This window comes from Roseobacter cerffii, from assembly GCF_054226325.1.
Genome location: NZ_JBTBYJ010000004.1, coordinates 18,653 through 39,425, shown reverse-complemented (window position 1 = coordinate 39,425; position 20,773 = coordinate 18,653). Strand labels below are relative to the sequence as shown.

The window sequence follows — 20,773 nt, the reverse complement described above, 5'->3', positions numbered from 1 at the left end:
TGATGATGCTGCGCACCGCCCTGCCCTGTCTGCTTTTGGCTTTGGCACCGGCCCAAGTACTTTCGGAAGCGACACCTCAGGGTGGGCCGAAAGATATCCGCATACGGTATGCGGTCTACGACGAGCAGCAGGTGTTCCGTATCGAAACGGATCTGCGGCACTCGACCACGATCCAGTTTGGCGACGGGGAGCGGTTCCAGGCCGTGATCGTGGGAGACACCGAAAGTTTTCAAGTCGATCCAATCCCCGAGCTTGGCAATGTGCTGACGATCAAGCCGCATGTCCAAAATGCCTCGACCAACATGAGCGTGATCACCAACCGCCGCAGCTATACATTCCATCTGCGGGAAGGTTCGATACAAGGTCGCACGGGCATGTTTTTTGAAGTGCGGTTTCGCTACCCGGGCGAAGAGCGCCGCGCCACACTGGCGAATGCACAGCCCAAAGGGTTCGAGGCGCCGCGCAACTACAACTACAAGATCGCCGGCGAAGGCGACTTTCGCCCGTCCACGGTCTATGACGACGGCCGGTTCACCTACTTCAGTTTTCCCGAAAGCGGACGGCAACCCGCCATCTTCAAGGCTGACAACGGCGGTCGCGAGCGCACGGTCAATTGGACCCAGAACGGCAACACCGTCCGCGTCTCCGGTGTCAATGACTTCTGGACACTGCGCCTGGGTGAAGAAGCGCTCTGCATCTACCGAGATACCTCCGCGATATACGTGAGCAACTGAACCATGTCGGATGAACCCAACCTGAAGAACCGGCTGGACACTTTCAGCAACGCAAAACGCTCCAAATCCAGATCGGGATTTAGCGTTACCGCGCTGGCGCTCGCTCTCGGCCTCGGCGGTGCGGGCGTTGCGTATTTCCTGGCGACTGACTGGCAAGCAGATCCAGACCAACTAGAGACTTCGGATGTCGAGCCATTTCAGAATGACGGTCTCTCAGATGGAGGTCGGCTGGAATTCCCTGCCGATGAAGCGGACCAGCGCGTGAACGATGCCCTTATCGCTATGGAAGAAGCCCTTGAGGTCCCCGAGCCAACCCCGCCTTCGGCTGAGCCAAGCGCTAATATCCTCGCCGAACTGGCTGAGCTTCGCGAAGCGCTCGCCGCTACACAGCTCGAGCGAAACGCCGAAATTCAATCAGCCGTGACCGAACTGCGCAATGCCTTCGCAGATCAAGCACAAGCCCTCGAAGCTGCTGTCTCGGAGCGAGACGAAAGACTCGCGGCCATGGAACGCGACAGCGAGACCCGGCTGAACTCTCTTCAGAGTCTTCTGGAGGCGGAACGCGCCCAACGCGAAGCTCTTGAGGCGGAGCGCGCCAATGACGCCCTGATCCGCGACCAACAGCTTCTCGAAGAACGTCGCAGACAGGAAGAAGAGCAAAATCGCCGCGAGGCCGAACAACTACTTAGTGCCCAGATCCAATCTCCTGCCGTGGTCTATTCGACAGGATCATCGGTCTTGGCACCAAACGCCAGCGGCCCGCAGAACGGCGCACAAGGCGCAGATATCCCGCTCAACGAAAACGAAGCCTATCTCAGAGGCGCGGCGCGGCCACTTGAAATCGATGAGGCGGCTCGTATGGAGCAACCTGAACGCACTCTCGCGCAAGGGTCCGTCATACAGGCGGCACTGCAAACCGCCATCAATAGTGATCTGCCCGGAAACGTTGTCGCGGTCGTTGCGGAACCAGTCTACGCGTTCTCCGGCGACGCAGTACTGATCCCGCGAGGCTCGCGGTTGTTTGGGCAATATCGATCTGGCGTGGAAGTGAACCAGAAGCGCATCCTCATTCTATGGACGCGCGTCCTCACGCCGGACGGTACATCTATGCAGATCGCCTCTGTCGGGGGTGATCAACTCGGACGCTCCGGCCTGACCGGTTTGGTGGATACGAAGTTCGACGAACGCTTTGGAGGAGCTGCTCTCATATCGATTATCGGCGCGGCCCCCGCCGTTGCCGCCAACTCCACGGAAGGCGAAGTGACCCGCGAGGTTCTGGAGGAGGTCGGCAATGACCTCGAAGACGCGACAAGTTCGGTGATCGCCGATCAGGTTTCGATCTCGCCAACAATCTACGTCGATCAAGGCGCTACCGTAACCGTACTTGTCGATAGGGACATCGTGATCTATTGAGCGAAGCCTCCCTCCCCTCCTCGTATCTCGAGCAATACCTTGAACCCTATCGCGATTTGATCCTGAAGGACGACATCATTGAGTTGGCGATCAATCCGGATGGCAATGTTTGGATCGAACGCCAAGGTGCGCACGCGATGGAGAGAATTGACCGCACTGTCGAGGCGGCGGCAGCAGCAAATCTGGCTGCCACACTTGTTGGTGATGCGCGGGCACGAGTATCGAACAAGTCGCCTTTGGTTTCAGGTAAGATCGACTACCTTCAGCGCCCGCTACGCATCCAGGTTGTTGTGCCCCCAGCGGTAGAACACGGCGCGGCGATCTCTATTCGGCTATTTGGTGTTGATGGCCAGACAACCTTCGATCCTGAGTACCTGTTCGGGAAGCCGGTCTCGCTAGATGATCGGCGGCAATCGAGACTCACGGAAGTCATGGGCATTGCAAAGAACGACCTCCCCAGAGCCTTGTCTTCGCTCGTCCGCCATCGTTTAAATCTTTTGGTCAGCGGTGGGACATCCACCGGCAAGACCACATTCGCAAGGCATCTGCTGAAGTCGGTTCCGGACGACGAGAGGCTCATTACCATAGAAGATGCTTTCGAGCTTTTTCCTGGTCAGCCAAATACTGTTTGCCTGCTGGCTGAGCGAATGCCGACATCCCAGCGGTCAGCACATGCTCTGCTGCAGGCGAGTTTGCGGATGCGCCCAGATCGCATCGTTGTGGGTGAGTTGCGCGGTGCCGAAGCGCTGACATATCTGGAAGCTATAAACACGGGCCACGGCGGATCAGTGACAACAATCCACGCCGAAACCGCTGAGCTTGCGATAGATCGGTTGGCGATAATGGTCTTGCAGGCCGGGACACCTTTGACCTTCGCCGAGGTACAGAGCTATATCCGCCGGTCGATAGACGTCATTGTCCAGCTTGGACGCGACAGCGGTAAACGCGGTGTCTCCGAGGTCTTGGTTATGGGGGCAAGCTGAGCGGCCCTTAGCGGATGAGGTGGATGGCTCCTGCTCCACCGGCATCGAACGTGCCAAAGTGCAGTTGTCAACGACTGCTAGGAAAGGAGCCACCCAATGACAGTAAAGACTGTAGGCCTAGATTTGGCCAAGGACGTTTTCCAGGTGCACTGCGTTTCTGCGACGGGACGCAAGATCATCAACAAGAAGATCAAACGCGCGAAGCTGATCGCTTTCTTCGAGACGTTGCCGCGCTGCGTGGTTGGGATGGAGGCTTGCGGATCATCCCATCATTGGGGACGCAAGTTGCGCGAACTTGGTCATGACGTTCGGCTCATGCCAGCAGCCTATGTCAAACCCTATGTGAAGCGCGGCAAAACCGACGCGGCGGATGCCGAGGCGATCTGCGAAGCGGTGCGCCGCCCCACTATGCGCTTTGTCGAAATCAAGTCGGAAGACCAGCAGGCTGTTCTCGCCATCCATCGGGCGCGGGATCTGGTTGTCCGTCAGCGCACCCAGGTCGTGAACATGATCCGCAGCATCCTTCGTGAGTTCGGTCACATCCTGCCGACGGGCATCGAGGCGGTGTCCAGGTTCGCCAGAGAGCATGGCACCGAAGAGCAGTTGGAAATGCCCGAGATCGCGAACGGCATTCTTGGCGTGATGTGTCATCAGCTGAATGGGCTCAACGCGCGGGTTGATGGTCTTACCAAGCTGATCGAACAACACGCATGGCTGGATGCCGATGCACGGCGGTTGATGCGCATGCCGGGGATCGGCCCGATCACAGCATCAGCTGTCGTTGCCACCATTGGCGATGCAAAACAGTTCGAGACTGGTCGCGACTTTGCCGCGTGGCTGGGTCTCACTCCATTGAACAAATCCAGTGGTGGTCGAGAGCGCCTCGGGCGGATCACGAAGAAGGGTGACCGTTACATCCGAAAACTGCTGATCATAGGAATGACGTCGCGCGCTCTCATGGCCAAGAACAGCCCGGAGAAAGCCGACACCTGGACGGCGAAGCTACTAGACGAAAAGCCCTTCCGGCTGGCGACAGTCGCCATGGCCAACAAATCCGCTCGGATCATCTGGGCGCTACTGACAAAACGGCAAGAATACCGGCAGCCGAGCGTTTGATCCTGCCACGAGATGCAAGACGCTTGATGTGATGATGCGAAACGAAGTCAACCAAGAGTAAGGAAACTCCGACGAATGTCGCGGCCCCCGAGGTCGTTTAGCCGATAGGAACCTTGCTCGCGGAACTCATCAGGGCCAGTGGCAACCGCCGCATAAACAGGCCGGACACACGACTGTACTGACAGACCATCGCAATCACAGAAATCTCTTGCAATGCAGGAGCGGCCCAATCCGGACCTTTGACCTACCTTCGCGATGCTGCGGTGCGGCCCGTCAGAGGAGACATTCGCTGCGAACACGAGATTCACGGTTGTTTGAACTCATACGTTGCGGAAGGAACCCATCTTGTGCTTGCAGCTGACGTTTTTGGTCACTCGGTATTTCTGCACGAGTATTGTACCAGAAGAAGGGCTCCCGCTGTAAATTTGACCACTACAGCTCAACCAAACCGAGGATACGGTTCGGCACCAGCAATTTCCCCGGTTTGCGCATGCTGCAAATGGCGACGCTTGGTCGAAAAACCTCAACTCAGTCCGTTTGATGACGCCAGCAGCCAATCGGTATCCTGCGAGGCGGCAATTCCTGGGTCGCACTCTGCATCTCCAGGAAAAAACCCGTCATTGTCGGGCAGCAAGAGTTGCACCATGTCCGAGATATCTGCAGGACGATTGGGGCGAACCTCATTGGCTTTTAACACCATTGCAGGGCTCACGCGACGAAAGCGTAAGCTGTAGCCGTCTACCAACCCAGAAACGCTTTGGTTGCGAGCAGTTAGATCACAGAGGCCCGCGTCATGACCCTCGATGCAGATCGAGAACAGTTGTGCTGCGATATCCGGCGAAACGCCCAGGCAGATCAGCTCCGGGACATTTCGTGAGTGTTCAAGGCCGATGGTGAAGGCAAAACCAGGCAGTCCGGAAGACGGATCATGTCTTGAGATCTGAGCATAACCGTTCTCGACAATCATCTTCTGGACCCATGCCTCAACGTCGGGGTGGCCTTTCACAGGAGACTTAGTCTGCATATCTGTTCCCCCAACGGAGCAATCGTTAACATTCTGTTAACGTCTCGCATTAAGGAATTTGGTGCAACGCCGTCGTAGAATCATGGTAAATGTTGGCTGTTGTTAAGGCATTGTGCGCGATTGATCCCAACTAAGTGAGAAAAGCCATACATCAGCTTGGGCAAGTCGGATGCGATTGATGTCAAAGTGACTTGCGAAGCTGCAGCCCGTCAGATCATGAGCGTTGTAGCGATCAAAAACAGTTGAGAAGGGGTCCACTCTGCGGTCACTTCTGGGCAGTGATCTTTGAGCCCGTACAAGGCGGCAGACTCAATGCTCCGCGTACCGTATTTCCTACCTTTCGCGACGCCTTCGGCACGCGCAGGAAATAAACAGCATTATACGGTTATCGGCCACGCTGCATCAAGACCTCTACATGCGCAGCGGCACTTGCCGCGAGAGCATTCAGATCGTAGCCGCCTTCAAGTGTTGAAATGACGCGCCCTTCCGCATGCGCGTCCGCAAGATCGCTAAGCGCCTCCGTAATCCAGGCGAAATCCGTCTCCTGTAGAGCAAGCTGTGCCAACGGGTCGTCTTCATGGGCGTCAAACCCAGCCGATATCACGATCAGCTCAGGGGCAAAGGCATCGAGCGCGGGCAACCCGTGCGCTTCCCATGCTCTGCGGAAACCAGCACTGCCAGTGCCGGGGTCGAGCGGCAGGTTCATCACGTTGCCATGCGCGCCGGTCTCATCGCGATCACCGGTGCCGGGCCACAGTGGCATCTGGTGACTGCCAACGAAGAGCGTGCGCGCTTCGTCCCAGAGCAAATCTTGAGTGCCATTGCCGTGATGCACGTCAAAGTCGACAACAGCCACCCTAGACAACCCATGTTGGTCAAGTGCGCGTTTGGCGGCGATGGCCGCATTTCCAAAGAGACAAAAGCCCATGGATTTTTCTCTTTCGGCATGGTGCCCCGGTGGCCGCGTAGCGCAAAAAGCGTTCGCGATCTCATCGTCTAGCACTGCGTCTACGGCCGCGCTGATAGCACCGACAGCCCGAAGCGCTGCGGTCCATGAGCCTGGGGAGACATGCGTGTCGGCGTCAAGCGCACGGCTTCCCTCAGCAGGGATGGCAGCTTTGATCTTAGTTATGTATCTCTCCGGATGGCAGCGTAGCAATTCTGCCGGATCAGCCAGCGGGGCCTCGCGGCGATCAAGTGCTGAAAACCGATCATCCGACAAGGCAGCGGCGACAGCTTCCAATCTTTCAACTCGTTCCGGGTGCCCCTGCGGCGTTACATGTGCATGGCTATCTGCGTGTGAATAGAGGGCCGTGGTCATTTGCGTTGATTAACCCTTAAGATTTTAATCATCCCTTGTTGATATTGCAGCGCCGTCAAGTAGCAAAGAAGGAATAAGCCATGGCAGCAGATGTCAGCGAAATGAGTGCATCTGAGTTAGACAAGTTGAGCGCGAAGATCGAGAAACGAAGACAGGAGCTGATCCGCCAAGAAGCTCTTGCGCAGATGGAAGCCGTCGCAAAAAAACACGGGGTGGACTTCGCCGAAATAGCTCGTCTGCACAGCGCGAAGCCCCCAAAAACGCCGAAGAAGGTGAAACGCAAAGCTGCTCCCAAGGCAGCGGCTAAAACGACAACCAAGTCGAAACGAACAGTTGCACCAAAGACTGGCTCCAAGTCGGCAGTGAAATCAGCAAGCAAGCGGCCGATGAAGGCTGCTCCAAAGCTGGCCACGAAGTCGAACGTGGTTTCGAAGGCCAAGTACAAGAACCCGGACAATCCGAAACAAACCTGGTCTGGCATGGGTCGCAAGCCAGCTTGGTTCATCGCCCATCTGGCGGCAGGAAAGAAACCGGAAGGGTTGGCGGCTTAGTCTAATTGAGCTTTCAACTGCAACAACACTGAAAATGCCTGCGCCCCGCTAGATGGCGCGGGCATTGCTCGCCTTCTCCCGTTCCGAAGTGAAACCTTGGACGATCTGAGCTGGTATTGAGAAGGACGGCCCAGAGCCGCCATCCATGGTGACGTCTCGTTGCTGCGGCGCGGCCCGTTGAAGCCGCCGTTCGCTGCAATTGCGCAATCGTGCGCTATCCGAACTGGAAATCCGCAGGATAAAGCAGACGCTCACGTGGAGTGACGCTTTGAGAATGTGCGCCATTGCCGCTTCTTTATGAGGCGTACTAGCTTAAAACGACGGCAGACATACGGCCCGCCCTGCGACGGATCAACTCACTTCGTCCGGCCTAGTTCGGAACAACCTTCACGCCGTTTATGCTGACTTCAGGCGTTTCTTTGGGCACCAAAGCGACCTTCAATTTCTTTCCAGTTGACCGATCGACGATCGATATCGCGCTTCCCTGTTCCGCAAAGTGCGTGTCCCCCCATGCCATCAAAGCAAGTAGGGGCAGACCAAAGCTCACACCGATGTCTGTTAGCGCGTACCCGTATCTGGTTCGAGAATTGCCTTCGCGGTAGGGAATACGCTTGAGCATCTTGGCGTCGACCAGACGCTTGAGACGGTCCGTCAGCACGGATCGCGGTATGCCGATGTCCGCGCGGAAGTCATCGTACCGCATCACTCCATAAAACGCCTCGCGCATAATCAGAATTGTCCACCGGTCCGACATGATGTCGGTCGCCAGAGCCGCCCCGCACTTGTCTATGGGGACGGGGGATTGTCGACGATATGTGCTATCTGAGTTTGACATCCGGTTTTAGCTCCTGTATTTGCCCCCTGAGTTCACAATAGGGTTTCAGGTCATGTCTGCAATATCGTTGCTTCTTACAGCGAAGATCGTGGTGACAGTTATTCTGGTGTCGGGGCCGTTCTTGCTGTTGCCGCGGCACCGGCTTGAGACCATGACCGGCGTCTCCGCCGCGTCCGCGACACTTTTCCGGCTTTACGGAATGGCCGCTACAGCCTTGCTCGTTGGCTACGTTGTGGGGCTTTGGCAAAGCGCGGATGGGGTGTTTCCCTGGGCGGCAGTCCTGATGGGTATCGTGTCCAATGTTGGTGCTGCGGGAATTCTCGCCTTTGCTCCGGCCGCATCGTCACGGGCTTTTGCTGCCATTTTTGGAACGATTGGTCTTCTTCTTATCTGGGCAGCACTGAGTCCAACGGCTGCCATTCAACAGCTTCTCTCCAGATAGCGAAGACAGAGCTTCTATCGAGCAAACCGCGTCCAAGGCCAGATGGTTCAAGCCTGCAGTCACTGGCCGCCGTCCTCCCTTCTCCAGACCAAAGAAAGACTACACCTATGCGATCTGTTGACACTCACATCAAACTCTCGGCCCTTTGGTTGTTTATTCTGCTCAACATCATCTTTCGCGATCTCCACCAGTTCGTGATGCCCGGGTTCCTCGAAACCATCATGACAGGCCAGTTCAACGGCATGGAGATCACTCCAGAACTGATGTTGATCGGCGGTGTCGTGGTCTCGGTGCCAATTTCCATGGTGCCGCTTTCACTTATGCTGGAGCGTCGCTTCGCCCGACCGCTCACATTCGTCGCGGCGCTTGTCACGACGATCACCATGATCCCGCCCGCGCCCATCGATCTGGATGACACCTACCACCTCGCACTTCAACTCATCGCGATGTCAGCCATCGTTGTCATGGCTTGGCGATGGAAACCGGCACTGCCTGCCGGTGCTGCGCACTACACCTAACCCCAATCAAGAATGGAAAAATCAATGACTGATACCGACCCTCTACTCACGCACGAGAAGAACCAGCCGGAGATATTCGGGCACCTCGGCCATACCCATGCATTGATGGCCAGTCATGGCCTAGATCATGCCCTGTCGGTGCTGATCGAGCTTCGGGCGTCTCAAATCAATCAATGCGCCTACTGTGTGGCCATGCATCTAAACCAAGCACGCAAAGCAGGTGTTCCACAAGAAAAGCTGGATACACTCGTTGTCTGGCGCGAGGTGGACCATTTCTCGCCGGCCGAACAAGCGGTCCTCGCATGGACCGAAGCGCTGACGTACCTCGATCGGGACAGGGATCTGTCGGACCTCCGGCAGGATTTGCGAAAGCACTACTCCGATGAAGAGATCTCGGTCATCACAGCAGACATCAGCATCATCAATCTTTGGAACCGGGTTCAGAAGTCAAAGCACTGACGGAGGCTTGCCCGGCAACCGTTAACAAGTAGGTGAGACCCGGTAATCTGGGCCTCACCCTTAACCCGACTGGAAATGTACCGTCCGCGACCTGGGCAGGCCGCAAAAAAAGACGCCAAAGGAGGCGACCTTGAAAAACGACATCACATTCGCAAGGCTCACCGAAGTTGAGCCGGCCAAGATTGCAGATCACATGTCCGACCCTCGGGTCGCTGAGCATATGCCGCTCTTGACGTCTGCTTGGGATATCAATGTCGCGGCCGGGTTTGTCGCCAAGAAGGAGGAATACTGGGCCAGGGACGGTCTTGGACATTGGGCGTTTCTGGCCGACGGTACATATGTCGGATGGGGTGGTTTTCAGAAAGAAAGCGGAGAGTGGGATTTCGGGCTCGTCCTACGACCGGATTCGTTCGGCCTCGGGCGGCGCATTGCAATGAAGGCAATTGATTTCGCGATGGCGGACGACCGCATTCCATTTGTAACCTTTCTGTTGCCACCGTCCCGCAAAAACCTGGGAGCGCTCGGCAGACTGGGTGCAAAGCCGGTTGGCCAGATCGACTACGATGGCGAGAAGTTCCTCAAATTCCGTCTTGAGACAACATGACAGCGTTGTCCGATCTGTAGCTAACCGACGGCTTCAGAATATGTCGTAGCTCCGGCCCACAGCTGCCGTTGCTTCGGTCAGGCGATGCGGCAACGCAGCTTCTCTAAAGCGGACGTTGAGTGGTCAGTACCGACGAGAGGGTGCAGCCATAATTGGCTACGCGTTCTCATACGCCGCCGCTTCTCGCCTGGCTCGGACATAGCGCAAGAGATCCGCGCGATCACCGGCTCCTCGCACGCCGTTGCAATAGAAGCAATCTTCGGAACTGGACGGCAGTTGTCGGGTGACCGTACCGCGGTCGCCTCGATAGTTGAGAAGCCGGTAGGGCATCTTGAGGTCGGTCGCCCAAGCCATAAAGGCAGTGACGCCTAGCGAGGCCACTACGCCATTCACTGATACGACAGACGGGCCGGCTTCGGACAATAATCTGACATCAACGCCGTATTCCGCCGCCTCGTTCGCAAGCATACTTTCGCCTGAGAGGAAACGGCGCACTTCCTGACTGTCAAGAAGCTCTAGGCAATGCAAGCAGCCATGTTCTCCAGTGATCAAGGCAATTCGACCTCCGAACACACCTAGTTCGGGCACATCGGAAGCTAGATCGATTAAGGGTTTGTTGTACGCAAGGCTGGCTTCGTTGAGGAAGAAACGAACTCCGTCATTGTCCACACACCCAAACACTAGGTCGGCATGCCTAAGAGCTTCAAGACCTGCTTCAGAAACAATATCGTCGTCGATTACCGATAACCTGATTGTCGGGTCGATCAACCCTGCCAACCTCTCCGCAATGTCCACCTTTGGGGTGCCAGGAACCGGGTCGCTGTACCAAGCTCCGATGTATCGGTTTCGGTTGGATCGTGACAGCTCTTCTTGATCGGCAACGTCAATTGCGCCAACACCAAGCAGAGCGATTTGCTGCACAACGTGGCTGCCAAGTCCCCCTGCTCCCGCTACAAAAACCCGCATGCCACGCAACCGCGCCTGACCATCTTTTCCGAACAGTCGCTCGTTGCGGTCAAAACGATCACCATAGGTCATCCCATCCCTCCAGAGAATTGTTCGTTGGCTCGAAAGTCACACCGTCGACGTTAATGCCTGCCAAGGGTTCCGGGCGTGCTGCGCCCGGCGGCCAAATCAGGGCATCAAACCCTGACGGTGCGACGACTATCGCCAGATAGGGACGCTGCCTCAGCCTCCAGCGCATATGCGGAACCGTCTCTTTAAATCCATGCCTATCGAACCGCGAAAAGGCGGCAGGCCATGGCCCCGGATGTGAATGAAGTTCTGCAAGTGCTGTACTTGTCAGATGCGCGCGCTTGATGAGGTCGATGCGCGTTTGATCGGTTAGTTCAATGTAGTCCTTACGCTGGGCTGCGAAATCTGCGGTGCCGAGAAGCTTCTGATCGATTGCTTCCAGTAGCAATCCGTCGCCAGAGTTGGAGAATTTGCAAAATAAAAAGGCGGCTTGCTCATCGCGGCTAGTTTCAGGAAGCAGGTGTGTCCAAAGTCGGTCGCGTTCTGCAACAGATAGCTTGAGCCAGTGCATCATGTTACGCGCCCTCCCGCAGCCTGTACATGAAGGTGCGCACCCAGTCCCAAAGGTTTGAACCTCCGTTCACATCCGTCCGCGGTTTCCAGCCTTCGGGACTCCAAGACAGGAATCGCCACGCACCGTCAAATGGAGGTGGATGAGGTGCGCCGTGCTCAGATGGCGGTTTGCCGGAAATGGTTAGGCCTTGAGGGACAAAGAAGCCGTATGGCGGAGCACCTGGATGGCCTTGAGTCACTGCAAAAACGACTGGTACTTCATCTGGCAACCAGCCATCGGGCGTTTTGAGACCATGGACTTGAAACCAGTGCATCGCGTGAGCAGCCACATAATCAACCTGATCATACTGGCTGCGCAACAGTGACAACTCGGCGTTAATTCGGGGAGTCATTATGGCCCCCGCGCTTGAAGCAAAGCTTTTTTCCGTAGCTGACACCACGACGCAGCTTTACGATCTCGCCTGGTGAGAGGGTGCGCTCGTTTTGGTCTGCATCAACTTCGATAACACCCTGTGTCACATCCCACCCACCAAGCTCTGCAATCTGCTCAGTAGTAATCGTCCTTTCGCTCCAGACGATCAGCTGATCTTCGATACAGATCTTCTTGATCGGCCTCGTAAGGATGCGTTCGACGCCCTTTGGCTTTAGACGTACAACGCCACCATCTTCGATCGGTCGGTCGCGCTGGCTGTCCAAGATCAATTCATGATCGTCAGGTACGCCCCCGTACTCGCGCAAATCTTCAACAGAAATCTCCTCTGCCCCCCACTCGAAACCGCGCTCATTCAGTGTAAAGGAATAAGTCCTATCGGTCCTAAACGAGACGAAACATGGAAATTGCTCGCCTTGGAGATCAACGGGCTCGTCGAGCCCAATCGACTGGCCGGTGCCATTTCCTAGTTTAATCAAGACGTGGTCGCTGGCCGGAGACAGTCCGGCTGCTTGGCGGATCTGGCGTCCGGACAGGATCGCGTCAGTAGTTTTGATGGCCGCGCCATCAACCTTGTAAGTCACTTTGGTCTCAGCCATCTTTCTTATCCTTTCGGTTCGATAGGCCTCGGTCGTCGCCGAATCGTCCCCGAAGGGGATTGATTTCATTGACTTTCGATGTTCGCTCCCATATTGGGTGCAAGTACATACCTGACTCCGTCCTGCCCTTGAGTCAAGTATGAATGGTCCCATATTGGGAGCATTGTGAAAAATCTAGTCCTGGAGGGGCGCAGATGAAGGTCTTAGGACTGGACAAAGTCGAAGGTTTCTTGGCGGATTGCACTGACCGGCACCGTTGCGACCTGCTGATCGCATTTGTGTACGAGCTCCAACATCGCAACTGGCTCAACACCAATGCTTTCGAGAACGACTATCCACAATCAGAGTTAACTGAATTGCCTAAAGCGAGGTTCCGATTGGCCAACAACACACTTCTGGTCGAAGCCGTCATACATTTTGAAAGCGGAGTTGTGCTGCTTACAAAATGCTTCGAGAAGCACCACCGGCGCTCTGATTCTGGAGATCAAACGGAATGGGAGGCCGCATGATGATAAAACCAATCAAAGACAAAAAGGGCCATGAAGCTGCGAAAATGAGGATTGACGACCTCATCCGATCACCTGCGACAGAAGAAACAAGTGACGAGATAGAGGTACTTGCAACACTCATCGAGAAGTACGAACGAGAAAATATAGCCACCGATGCACCCTCTGCACTCGCAGCGATCAAGTTACGTATGGAGCAGAAGGACTTATCACCGCGTGATCTGGAACCTTACATTGGTTCTCGCGCCCGCGTCTCTGAGGTGCTGTCTGGTAAGCGAAAACTTTCGATGGACATGGTGCGCGCGCTACATTCGGGTCTGGGAATCCCATACGAGTCCCTAATGAAGAAAGAGGAAGTTAAGTCTGCCGACGCCGTGGAGATTGGCCAACCCGTTTTGACGAAACTCAGAGAAATAGGGTTTGATCTAAGCATGGACGGTGTGAGCGAATTTCTCAGTTCAGCTTTCGGACAAGGTCGTGTCCCAAGGCTCAACAGGAAGACGCGAAGCCAGCGTGCGAGTGGAAAAACTGACGATAACGCATTGCTAATCTGGCAAGCAGCTGTGCTAAAAAAGGCGAAGCAGAATCCACCAATTGGAAAGTTCTCGAAGTCAGCGATAGACAAGAAATTTTTGCGTTCTCTTGCACGGCTTAGTACGCATCCACAGGGACCGCTGAGAGCAGTAAACGAACTTTCAAAGCTGGGCGTTGTCGTCGTAATAGTTCCCGTGCTACCAGGCACATTCCTTGATGGTGCGGTGATGTTGCTGGACGGCAGTACACCGGTCATTGGACTTACCTTGCGCCACGATCGAGTCGACAACTTCTGGTTCACACTGCTCCACGAACTTTCTCACTTGGTGGAGCACTTCGAAATCTTGTCCAGTACAGATCACGCCTTTTTCGACGAGTTGGATATCGACACCGATGACAAGTTGGAGGCAGAGGCTGATAAGCTCGCGAAAAACAGTCTGATACCTTCACGGTATGCTCGGGTTTGCAGAAAGAAATTTGCGCGAACTGAGGAGGTCGAGGAAGCCGCCGAACAGGCGGATGTGCACGTGTCTATCGTAGCTGGCCGTTGGCAAAAGGAGCACGGTGACTACAAGAAATTCTCGAGACTCATTGAAAGGAACACTGTCCGAGACATGCTGAGCTCAACCTAAACGATCCGGTATACTGATCGAGGCCGTCAGCGCGATCCCAAACGACTCATGCAGTTAGGTAGTTGAGGTGTGAGTCGGGGGGTTGAAGCTTACTAGCTCGCAACCTTCTGTTTTGAGGTAGACTGCTGCGGTTTGGAGGAATGCTTCGCGGAAGACCTTACGTAGTCGGCCTTTTTTCCTTCGGAAAGGGTCTCAAAGCGTTGAACAGTGCTCTTGAAGGACTGCGTAAAACTGAATTTTGGGTTCTGCTTGAGTGTGGCCACGGTATCCTCCTGTTTGATGCAGTACACCACATCTTGTGCGCGTTGTGAATCCATAACATGCTTATGGTAAAGGAATGTGATTGATGTCGAGAGTGAAAGACGCGGAACTGGTCGTCGGCATAGTTGGCCGTATCGGTGTGGACACCAAGTCGGTTGTTGCCGCCATCCAACGCGAGCTGCACGCGCTCCACTACACTTCAAAGAATGTTAAGCTCACGGACTACCTTAGCTCTAAGGAGTTCGAGTTCGAACTCGTCGACGCCCCGATCGACAAGAGGTACGGAAGCAGAATTGATGCTTGCAACGCAATTCGTGAGAGATCAGGGCGAGCAGACTTCTTCGTAGCGTACGCGATCCAAAGCATCATCGAACATCGGGCAGCGATTACTGACACGCCTGATGTTCCTGCTTCTCGAACTGCCTACATTATAGATCAACTGAAGCGCCCCGAAGAAGCAGAAGCGTTCCGATCTGTATATGGAAAGCAGTTCGTTCTGATTTCATGTCACTTGCCCATCGATGTGCGCCAAGCCCGCCTTGCACGCTTGATTGCCGAGGGCAATGCGAGTGCCCCCCGTGCGGACCAATGGAGCTCCAGTGCGATTGAACTCATCGACAGAGACGAAAAGGAAGCTCTCAAACCATTCGGCCAAAGAGTAAGTGACGTCTTTCCACAGGCGGATCTGATTATTGACGCGACCGACGATCACTCGATGTCGCCGCTCCTTAAGCGGTTCTTCGAGGCTCTATTCGGAAACTTTGCAGTATCGCCAACTAGGGAGGAATTCTTTCAGAACGTTGCGCATAATGTATCCCTCACATCATGTGATACAGCTCGTCAGGTTGGAGCTGTGATCGCAAAAGAGGGTGACATCGTAACCACCGGTTTCAATGAGGCACCGAAGTCTTTCGGTGGCACGTATTGGGCTGATGAAGGTATGGACGCAAGGGACGTCGCTTTGGGTTCAGATATCAACACCGTACGAAAGCGGCAGATGGTGGCTGAGATAGTTCAAATTCTGCGCGATGCTGGCGAATTGAAAGAAGAGACCCTCGCTGACCACGAGATTGAAGCGAAGTATCTGGACCAGAAAGGTGCGCCTCTTAAGAAGTCCCAGATCATGGATACTTTGGAATATGGCCGTGCTGTACATGCGGAAATGGCCGCGCTTTCAAGCGCGGCTAGGCTCGGCTTAAAGGTTGGCGACGGATCGTTGTTCTGCACCACCTTTCCCTGTCACAACTGCTCAAAACACATTGTCGCGTCTGGCATCAGCACAGTCCGATATCTTGAGCCATATGCTAAGAGCTATGCGAGTGAGCTCTATCCAGATTCCATCCAAATCGATCAATCTGTCGCTGATCCCAGCAAGGTCCAGTTCAGACAGTTCATCGGTATAACTCCCGTCAGGTTCAGAAGCTTGTTTGCAAAGTCAAAAATCAAAGACAGCAAGGGCAACATCATTGAGTGGCTCCCGCAAGACGCTCAACCAATTTTGGACATCTTGGATCAGGCACACATCAGTAGAGAGATCATCTTCCAGAAGACGCTGAGTGAAGAACTGGACGACGATACTGCGAAGTATCTCGGTCTCGCTGACTAGAATGGTAACGTCCGCTTTCCAATGATCCCTTTTGCGGTCTTGCAGCCGCAGAGAAAGTCCGCTTCCCGCCCCCTACTGCCTATCCCCAAGCAGTTCGTCGATGAAATCACCTTGTTCTCGGAAGACTTGTTGCCACTTTTTTGGAACCGAGTCGTCCCGATCCAAGGTTTCCGGACGGAGCTCACCCGCAGTTTTTTCATTCATTTGTGTCTGCATGGACCGTGATTGGCGTCGTCGTGCGCGTTCGCTTGTCGCCGTATATTCGACAGAGTCGGGAATGGGCGCAGAAGGATCGGGTTTCGGGTCGTCGAACCAGGGCCCAACGCCGTCAACACGTGGGGGATAAGGGAATTCGCGGCCCGCCTGACGATCCGCGAGACTGACGAAAAAGGAATCCTCGAAATACTTGATGCGCTGTGCACGGATCGGGTGCTGCGGTGAGGCCAGGATGATCACCTCGTCGGGATCCATGGTGCGGGCCTCGGTCTCGGAGAGAAGCGGGCGTTCCTCAAGACGTGACGTCGTAGAGGTCGCGCCCAGAATGCCCTTGTTTCGACCATACATGCGGGTCACAGCCTCCCGAGTGGTACTGCCGACGGCCGCCGAGACCTCTCGAACTGTACGCTGGTCGCGGGGCGTTATGTAGAGCTTGAGCCCCGCCCCGTTCTCAAGGCTTTCACGTCCTTCGGGTCCATAGATGCGATCTAGCGAGGCCAACGACTGCGCAATCATCGCGACACGCCCACCATAGGCTGCGAGCGAATGGATCGCCCGCTCGAGATAAGGCATCGCTCCCATTTGCTGGAACTCATCGATCATAATCATGACCGGCCACGGTTCATCGGGACCCGGCTCATTCTGCCGCAAACTGGCGATGAGATCCGCGAACATGAGCCGAAGGAGCGGTGCCAGCGTCGCGATGTGATCTTCCGACACCACGATGTAGAGTGCGTGCGGATTTTTTCTGAAGTTCGCGAACTCGAAGTCGCTTGCATCGGTGGCCGTCCGGACGGCCGGGTTGTCCCACTGCTTCAGACCGGCCGTCATCAAAGCCTGGATGTTCGAGGTCAGCAGCCGCGACGACGCGCTGGCCGCGTTGATCCAGAGCTCGCGCACCGTCGCTTCCTTCGCCTCTTCCGCATAGGCACTGTACTGTGCGTTCTTGTAGTCCCCTCCGGTGACGATCTTGTTGACCTCGCCGAGCGTCGGTCTGCCGCGTTGGATCGCCAGAAGGCAGGCCGCAACGAATATCGATTTACCTGCTTCGGAGAAGGTGTCGAGTGTCTTGTTGTCCTTGTCGAGGAAGAGATCCGCAAGGATCGAGACTTCTGTGAATTGCTGGGCGAAACTGGGGGCGACCGCGATCCTCGCAAGCGGATTATAGCGATGGGAACTGTTCGCCCAATCAAACGGACTGAAACGAAAGACCTCATCGCCGTTGAGCGCCCTCAGCCGCGCCGTCTTTTCGAAATTCTCTCCCTTCACATCCAGAACCACAACCGAACCGTCGAAGGACAACAGGTTCGGGATCACGAAGCCCACGCCCTTACCGGCCCGGGTCGGGGCCACCATCATTACATGCGGGATGTCGCTCGCAGAGATGTAGGGCGACTTTGACGCGGGCTTTCCCAGCTTGCCACAGACAAACCCGCGTCCCGGTTTCTGGAGCATGCCGTTCGCCTTGAGCTCACGTCTGGTCTGCCAATGTGCAGACCCGTAATCATCCCGGTCCTGCGCCCACGTCCAGCTGAAGGCAAGTGCCGCCAATCCAATGGACCCAAAGCCAACGGCGCCGAACGCGACCTTGAATGCCTCGGGGTGCGCGGCGCGCAGACCCGCGCTCGCTGTCCAGACGGCAAACATGTCAAACTCGGCAAAACCCGTTTTCAACGCCAGAGCGAGATAGAAGCTTGCTACGATGGTGCCGAGGGCCGTTCCACAAAGGGTCCCGACCGGCACAGCAACCCAAAGAGGAAGCCGGGTGCTCATCAGAAGCTGATCTCATCTTCGAGGTCGCGTGACGGCCCCCTGCCCCGCTGCATCTCGAGATGGGTGTCACGGGCCAACGCCTCGACCTTGTCCTGCTGCAAGGCGGCCGCACGGTCGGTAAAGACCTGGTCCCCGGTCTCCTCATGGGTCATCTCAAGGAATTCCTGCGTGACAGTGATCTGATCGATACGGTTGGGAAGCACCTCTGCCAGCACCTCGTAATTGCCGCGCCGCAGTTCCCCGAGACCTTCCTCACCCAACTCTTTGAAAAGTTCAGCTCTCAGGGTGCGATCGACGGTCTCTTCCTGAGCCTCTGAAAGGGTGCCGTCACGCAACATATCCGCGAGGTCTTCCAGATACGGGTTTGGCCCACGGTCATCATCATCGATCAACTGCAAATCGTCCGATGCGCGCGACAGACCTGTCGCAATGCCGAGCTCCTTTGCGTGCTCCAGTAATCGGTCCATGAACCGATCGACCGTTTCCAACGCGCGATCTTGTTGATCGTCGCTGGCCTGAGCAAGATCGATGCCATCCTTCGCCAGAACCGCCGCCATGTCACGACTCACCCAATCCTGAGCAAGCCCATAGTTCGTCGTCCCACCTGCTTCGATCCGGGCAGCCATCTCTCGCGGATCGAGACCGGCCCTTGCGGCATCCGCCTTCAGGGCCTCAAGGACAGGGTCCTCACCCGACGAGAGCGCAGCACTCAAACGCCCGTCTCCGGCTCCTGGCGGATAAGGCTCGGTCAAGTCGCGCCCGAACCGGGCGCGCAAATCAGGGTCCGGCACCATCTGCGAAAGATCACGGACGACACCCGCCGCCCGCGTCTCGAAAGCCGGGCGTTCGGTGGCATCAAGTTCTTCTGCTTTGAGCCGCAACGCTTCGATGGTTTTCTCGGCATAGTCGATGGCCTCACCGACCGTTCGAATGGTCTCCATATCGATCTCTCCTGCAGTGAACCTATAAGGCGTGTCCGAGCCCAGCGAAGCCGCCATGCGACGCATCGCGTAGGCCAGGTGTTTCTGATCCATGCGATCCAGTACATCGGCCAGATTGCGATAGTCCTTGGCAAACCCTGTCACCTGTGCCTCGGCGATGGCCCGCTCTTCGGGCGACAGCGCAATCTCGCGAGGGAGGCGCGCCTCCTGCTTTGCCTGGTAAATCTCTGCGATACCGGGGGCCTTCTCGAAGATGCCGCGCTCGAGCCGGGTCGTGGCCTCGAGCATCACACCGTAGCGTTCGGCGATCTCAGCCTGCTTTTCCCGCATCAGCTGCGGCGACATCACACCCGCCGCCCAACAGGAGAACCAGGTGCCATTGGCAAGGCCCCGATTGTTCAGCAGGATATGCGCATGCTTGTGCGCCCGGTCATCATGCACCGAGAGCACGTAGTCCCACTGATCGCCATAGTCGCCAGTTTCAAAAAAATGCTCAGCCCAGTCGAGTGTGATCTCGCGCACCTGATCGACCGTGACGTCAGTTGGAAACGACAGCAGCATATGCGACGTAAACCCCAGCTTCGTCGTGCCCCGCCAGGATTGCGCCCAAGCGTCCACGATCTCCGCCTTCTGCGCCTCGGACAGCACGGCCTCAGCCGTCAGCGGGTTGGTCATGGTCGCGTAGGTGTAGACCGCCTTGTCATTCACATAAGATAGCTGGTCGCCAAGGCTCTGCTTCGTCTTGCACCCGCCTGCCCTGATCCGCTTGAACACCGCGGCGCGGCTCTCCGGCATAGCGGACTTCAGAAGATTGCGTGCCGAGGCCCGGCCGACGCGCTGGTAACTACGACCCTGCCGCCGCCCTGCCAGTCGCGCGTCTATGCGGGCCTGCCGCCGACCCTGAATACGTTCCGTCTCCCAGAGCTTGCCCATGACGGCGTGATAGAGGGCGAGCGGTTCAGACATGGTCCACCAACTCTTCATTCACGTCTGACGCCTCGGGATCCGCCGTGTTCCACCCCACGCCCCGTCGCTGGCAGGCCGACGCTTTCAGCGTGGCCAGATCGCGATAGGTACGCTGTGCGAGATCATGCAGCGCGACAAGCGTCGCGCGGTTCTCCGGCGACAGCGTCAGCCTTCCGCGCTGCGCCGCCTTCGCCAGAACGCGGCCGCTGTCTGCAACGTCTTGTGCCTGTTGCAGCGTCTCCGAGAACGCCCGGAGATCTTCTCGCATCAGATCGAGCAGCCCGCACCGTGCCCGCACCACCGCCTGCAAGGCCTGGCTGCGACTTGTAAAGCCACGGGCCTGCCAAGCCGTATCGAAGGCGGCCATCTCGGAACGCGCAGCGCGGAAACTCACCGTGACCGAAGGGTCTCGAACCTCCTGTCCTTCGCCACGCTCCTCTTTGGCGAGCCGGGTCACGTGTCGTCGCGACACACCGTAGGCCTCGGCCAGAACCTTCGGCGTTTCCCCGGCATGATAGCGCCGCGCGAGTTCGATCCGCTCTTCAAGTTTCAGGCGTTTTGGGCGTCCTGGTTTCACGTTTCAGACCCCTCGGACAAAAGTCGCAGACATTTGGCATATCCTGCCAACGTCCCTCTCATTTCATCTTCAGGGATACATCAATGTGTGAATTTGCGCAATATGTCTTTTTGCTCATTGCGTCTCCGCGCAAGATGCTGCCGAGTCGTTGGGATCAGTCTAGCACGGCTCGGAGGTCAGACTC

At 56.3% G+C, this 20,773-nt stretch carries 21 protein-coding genes; 12 read left to right on the top strand and 9 right to left on the bottom strand.

Annotation, left to right across the window (positions count from 1 at the left end):
• Positions 1 to 2: 2 nt before the first annotated feature.
• The 4 genes from ACVC7O_RS22535 to ACVC7O_RS22520 all read left to right on the top strand — a co-directional run bounded on the left by ACVC7O_RS22535 (position 3) and on the right by ACVC7O_RS22520 (position 4,246).
• The gene (locus ACVC7O_RS22535) at positions 3 to 734 is read left to right on the top strand and encodes a TrbG/VirB9 family P-type conjugative transfer protein (RefSeq protein ID WP_458326473.1); all 732 of its coding nucleotides are present in this window, start codon (positions 3 to 5) and stop codon (positions 732 to 734) included.
• Between the two features lie 3 nt (positions 735 to 737).
• On the top strand, positions 738 to 2,147 hold the full coding sequence (locus ACVC7O_RS22530; protein ID WP_458326472.1) for a TrbI/VirB10 family protein: 1,410 nt from the start codon (positions 738 to 740) through the stop codon (positions 2,145 to 2,147).
• Entirely contained in the window at positions 2,144 to 3,130 is a 987-nt protein-coding gene (locus tag ACVC7O_RS22525) for an ATPase, T2SS/T4P/T4SS family (RefSeq protein ID WP_458326471.1), read from the top strand. The genes ACVC7O_RS22530 and ACVC7O_RS22525 overlap by 4 nt, the downstream gene beginning before the upstream one ends.
• Before the next feature lie 96 nt (positions 3,131 to 3,226).
• Entirely contained in the window at positions 3,227 to 4,246 is a 1,020-nt protein-coding gene (locus ACVC7O_RS22520; RefSeq protein WP_458326470.1) for an IS110 family RNA-guided transposase, read from the top strand.
• A 523-nt stretch (positions 4,247 to 4,769) separates the two neighbouring features.
• Here the strand turns inward: ACVC7O_RS22520 and ACVC7O_RS22515 are convergent.
• Both ACVC7O_RS22515 and ACVC7O_RS22510 read right to left on the bottom strand, forming a co-directional pair.
• A complete protein-coding gene (locus tag ACVC7O_RS22515; protein WP_458326469.1) occupies positions 4,770 to 5,213 on the bottom strand; it encodes a DUF4262 domain-containing protein in 444 nt (147 codons plus the stop codon).
• Between the two features lie 442 nt (positions 5,214 to 5,655).
• On the bottom strand, positions 5,656 to 6,591 hold the full coding sequence (locus ACVC7O_RS22510; RefSeq protein WP_458326468.1) for a histone deacetylase family protein: 936 nt from the start codon (positions 6,589 to 6,591) through the stop codon (positions 5,656 to 5,658).
• An 80-nt stretch (positions 6,592 to 6,671) separates the two neighbouring features.
• Between ACVC7O_RS22510 and ACVC7O_RS22505 the strand changes: the two genes are divergently transcribed.
• Complete coding sequence (locus tag ACVC7O_RS22505; protein ID WP_458326467.1) at positions 6,672 to 7,142, top strand: H-NS histone family protein; 471 nt, start codon at positions 6,672 to 6,674, stop codon at positions 7,140 to 7,142.
• 370 nt (positions 7,143 to 7,512) lie between these two features.
• Here the strand turns inward: ACVC7O_RS22505 and ACVC7O_RS22500 are convergent, their stop codons facing one another.
• Complete coding sequence (locus ACVC7O_RS22500; protein WP_458326466.1) at positions 7,513 to 7,896, bottom strand: winged helix-turn-helix transcriptional regulator; 384 nt, start codon at positions 7,894 to 7,896, stop codon at positions 7,513 to 7,515.
• A gap of 133 nt (positions 7,897 to 8,029) precedes the next feature.
• Between ACVC7O_RS22500 and ACVC7O_RS22495 the strand changes: the two genes are divergently transcribed.
• The 4 genes from ACVC7O_RS22495 (at position 8,030) to ACVC7O_RS22480 (ending at position 10,000) form a co-directional block, all read left to right on the top strand.
• Positions 8,030 to 8,419 (top strand): hypothetical protein, encoded by a 390-nt coding sequence (locus ACVC7O_RS22495; protein WP_458326465.1) that lies wholly within the window; start codon positions 8,030 to 8,032, stop codon positions 8,417 to 8,419.
• A gap of 107 nt (positions 8,420 to 8,526) precedes the next feature.
• Positions 8,527 to 8,937: a DUF6326 family protein gene (locus tag ACVC7O_RS22490; protein ID WP_458326464.1), complete on the top strand. Its 411-nt coding sequence runs from the start codon at positions 8,527 to 8,529 to the stop codon at positions 8,935 to 8,937.
• A gap of 24 nt (positions 8,938 to 8,961) precedes the next feature.
• On the top strand, positions 8,962 to 9,396 hold the full coding sequence (locus tag ACVC7O_RS22485; protein ID WP_458326463.1) for a carboxymuconolactone decarboxylase family protein: 435 nt from the start codon (positions 8,962 to 8,964) through the stop codon (positions 9,394 to 9,396).
• Between the two features lie 130 nt (positions 9,397 to 9,526).
• Positions 9,527 to 10,000, top strand: coding sequence for a GNAT family N-acetyltransferase (locus tag ACVC7O_RS22480; RefSeq protein WP_458326462.1), 474 nt, complete (start codon positions 9,527 to 9,529; stop codon positions 9,998 to 10,000).
• A 156-nt stretch (positions 10,001 to 10,156) separates the two neighbouring features.
• Here the strand turns inward: ACVC7O_RS22480 and ACVC7O_RS22475 are convergent, their stop codons facing one another.
• The 3 genes from ACVC7O_RS22475 to ACVC7O_RS22465 form a co-directional block, all read right to left on the bottom strand.
• The gene (locus ACVC7O_RS22475; protein WP_458326461.1) at positions 10,157 to 11,038 is read right to left on the bottom strand and encodes a HesA/MoeB/ThiF family protein; all 882 of its coding nucleotides are present in this window, start codon (positions 11,036 to 11,038) and stop codon (positions 10,157 to 10,159) included.
• On the bottom strand, positions 11,025 to 11,549 hold the full coding sequence (locus ACVC7O_RS22470) for a Mov34/MPN/PAD-1 family protein (RefSeq protein ID WP_458326460.1): 525 nt from the start codon (positions 11,547 to 11,549) through the stop codon (positions 11,025 to 11,027). Before ACVC7O_RS22470 ends, ACVC7O_RS22475 begins: the two co-directional genes overlap by 14 nt.
• A 374-nt stretch (positions 11,550 to 11,923) precedes the next feature.
• Positions 11,924 to 12,577 (bottom strand): multiubiquitin domain-containing protein, encoded by a 654-nt coding sequence (locus tag ACVC7O_RS22465; RefSeq protein ID WP_458326459.1) that lies wholly within the window; start codon positions 12,575 to 12,577, stop codon positions 11,924 to 11,926.
• A 194-nt stretch (positions 12,578 to 12,771) separates the two neighbouring features.
• Here ACVC7O_RS22465 and ACVC7O_RS22460 point away from each other — a divergent pair, with 194 nt between their 5' ends.
• The 3 genes from ACVC7O_RS22460 to ACVC7O_RS22450 all read left to right on the top strand — a co-directional run bounded on the left by ACVC7O_RS22460 (position 12,772) and on the right by ACVC7O_RS22450 (position 16,116).
• The gene (locus ACVC7O_RS22460) at positions 12,772 to 13,086 is read left to right on the top strand and encodes a hypothetical protein (protein ID WP_458326458.1); all 315 of its coding nucleotides are present in this window, start codon (positions 12,772 to 12,774) and stop codon (positions 13,084 to 13,086) included.
• Entirely contained in the window at positions 13,083 to 14,249 is a 1,167-nt protein-coding gene (locus ACVC7O_RS22455; protein ID WP_458326457.1) for an ImmA/IrrE family metallo-endopeptidase, read from the top strand. The genes ACVC7O_RS22460 and ACVC7O_RS22455 overlap by 4 nt, the downstream gene beginning before the upstream one ends.
• A gap of 346 nt (positions 14,250 to 14,595) precedes the next feature.
• The gene (locus ACVC7O_RS22450; RefSeq protein WP_458326456.1) at positions 14,596 to 16,116 is read left to right on the top strand and encodes an anti-phage dCTP deaminase; all 1,521 of its coding nucleotides are present in this window, start codon (positions 14,596 to 14,598) and stop codon (positions 16,114 to 16,116) included.
• A gap of 72 nt (positions 16,117 to 16,188) precedes the next feature.
• Here the strand turns inward: ACVC7O_RS22450 and ACVC7O_RS22445 are convergent, their stop codons facing one another.
• From ACVC7O_RS22445 to ACVC7O_RS22435, 3 genes are read right to left on the bottom strand one after another with little or no spacing between them, the layout of a single operon-like run.
• Positions 16,189 to 18,105, bottom strand: coding sequence for a type IV secretory system conjugative DNA transfer family protein (locus tag ACVC7O_RS22445; protein ID WP_458326455.1), 1,917 nt, complete (start codon positions 18,103 to 18,105; stop codon positions 16,189 to 16,191).
• Complete coding sequence (locus tag ACVC7O_RS22440; RefSeq protein ID WP_458326454.1) at positions 18,105 to 20,012, bottom strand: relaxase/mobilization nuclease domain-containing protein; 1,908 nt, start codon at positions 20,010 to 20,012, stop codon at positions 18,105 to 18,107. Before ACVC7O_RS22440 ends, ACVC7O_RS22445 begins: the two co-directional genes overlap by 1 nt.
• The gene (locus tag ACVC7O_RS22435) at positions 20,005 to 20,589 is read right to left on the bottom strand and encodes a helix-turn-helix domain-containing protein (RefSeq protein ID WP_458326453.1); all 585 of its coding nucleotides are present in this window, start codon (positions 20,587 to 20,589) and stop codon (positions 20,005 to 20,007) included. Before ACVC7O_RS22435 ends, ACVC7O_RS22440 begins: the two co-directional genes overlap by 8 nt.
• Positions 20,590 to 20,773: the final 184 nt, after the last annotated feature.

Bases quoted from the DNA above. Each gene is read 5' to 3' on its own strand.
- ACVC7O_RS22535 (WP_458326473.1), top strand. From the start codon at position 3: ATGATGCTGCGCACCGCCCTGCCCTGTCTGCTTTTGGCTTTGGCACCG.
- ACVC7O_RS22530 (WP_458326472.1), top strand. From the start codon at position 738: ATGTCGGATGAACCCAACCTGAAGAACCGGCTGGACACTTTCAGCAAC.
- ACVC7O_RS22520 (WP_458326470.1), top strand. From the start codon at position 3,227: ATGACAGTAAAGACTGTAGGCCTAGATTTGGCCAAGGACGTTTTCCAG.
- ACVC7O_RS22515 (WP_458326469.1), bottom strand. From the start codon at position 5,213: ATGATTGTCGAGAACGGTTATGCTCAGATCTCAAGACATGATCCGTCT.
- ACVC7O_RS22510 (WP_458326468.1), bottom strand. From the start codon at position 6,591: ATGACCACGGCCCTCTATTCACACGCAGATAGCCATGCACATGTAACG.
- ACVC7O_RS22505 (WP_458326467.1), top strand. From the start codon at position 6,672: ATGGCAGCAGATGTCAGCGAAATGAGTGCATCTGAGTTAGACAAGTTG.
- ACVC7O_RS22500 (WP_458326466.1), bottom strand. From the start codon at position 7,896: ATGTCGGACCGGTGGACAATTCTGATTATGCGCGAGGCGTTTTATGGA.
- ACVC7O_RS22495 (WP_458326465.1), top strand. From the start codon at position 8,030: ATGTCTGCAATATCGTTGCTTCTTACAGCGAAGATCGTGGTGACAGTT.
- ACVC7O_RS22490 (WP_458326464.1), top strand. From the start codon at position 8,527: ATGCGATCTGTTGACACTCACATCAAACTCTCGGCCCTTTGGTTGTTT.
- ACVC7O_RS22485 (WP_458326463.1), top strand. From the start codon at position 8,962: ATGACTGATACCGACCCTCTACTCACGCACGAGAAGAACCAGCCGGAG.
- ACVC7O_RS22475 (WP_458326461.1), bottom strand. From the start codon at position 11,038: ATGACCTATGGTGATCGTTTTGACCGCAACGAGCGACTGTTCGGAAAA.
- ACVC7O_RS22470 (WP_458326460.1), bottom strand. From the start codon at position 11,549: ATGATGCACTGGCTCAAGCTATCTGTTGCAGAACGCGACCGACTTTGG.
- ACVC7O_RS22465 (WP_458326459.1), bottom strand. From the start codon at position 12,577: ATGGCTGAGACCAAAGTGACTTACAAGGTTGATGGCGCGGCCATCAAA.
- ACVC7O_RS22460 (WP_458326458.1), top strand. From the start codon at position 12,772: ATGAAGGTCTTAGGACTGGACAAAGTCGAAGGTTTCTTGGCGGATTGC.
- ACVC7O_RS22455 (WP_458326457.1), top strand. From the start codon at position 13,083: ATGATGATAAAACCAATCAAAGACAAAAAGGGCCATGAAGCTGCGAAA.
- ACVC7O_RS22450 (WP_458326456.1), top strand. From the start codon at position 14,596: ATGTCGAGAGTGAAAGACGCGGAACTGGTCGTCGGCATAGTTGGCCGT.
- ACVC7O_RS22445 (WP_458326455.1), bottom strand. From the start codon at position 18,105: ATGAGCACCCGGCTTCCTCTTTGGGTTGCTGTGCCGGTCGGGACCCTT.
- ACVC7O_RS22440 (WP_458326454.1), bottom strand. From the start codon at position 20,012: ATGTCTGAACCGCTCGCCCTCTATCACGCCGTCATGGGCAAGCTCTGG.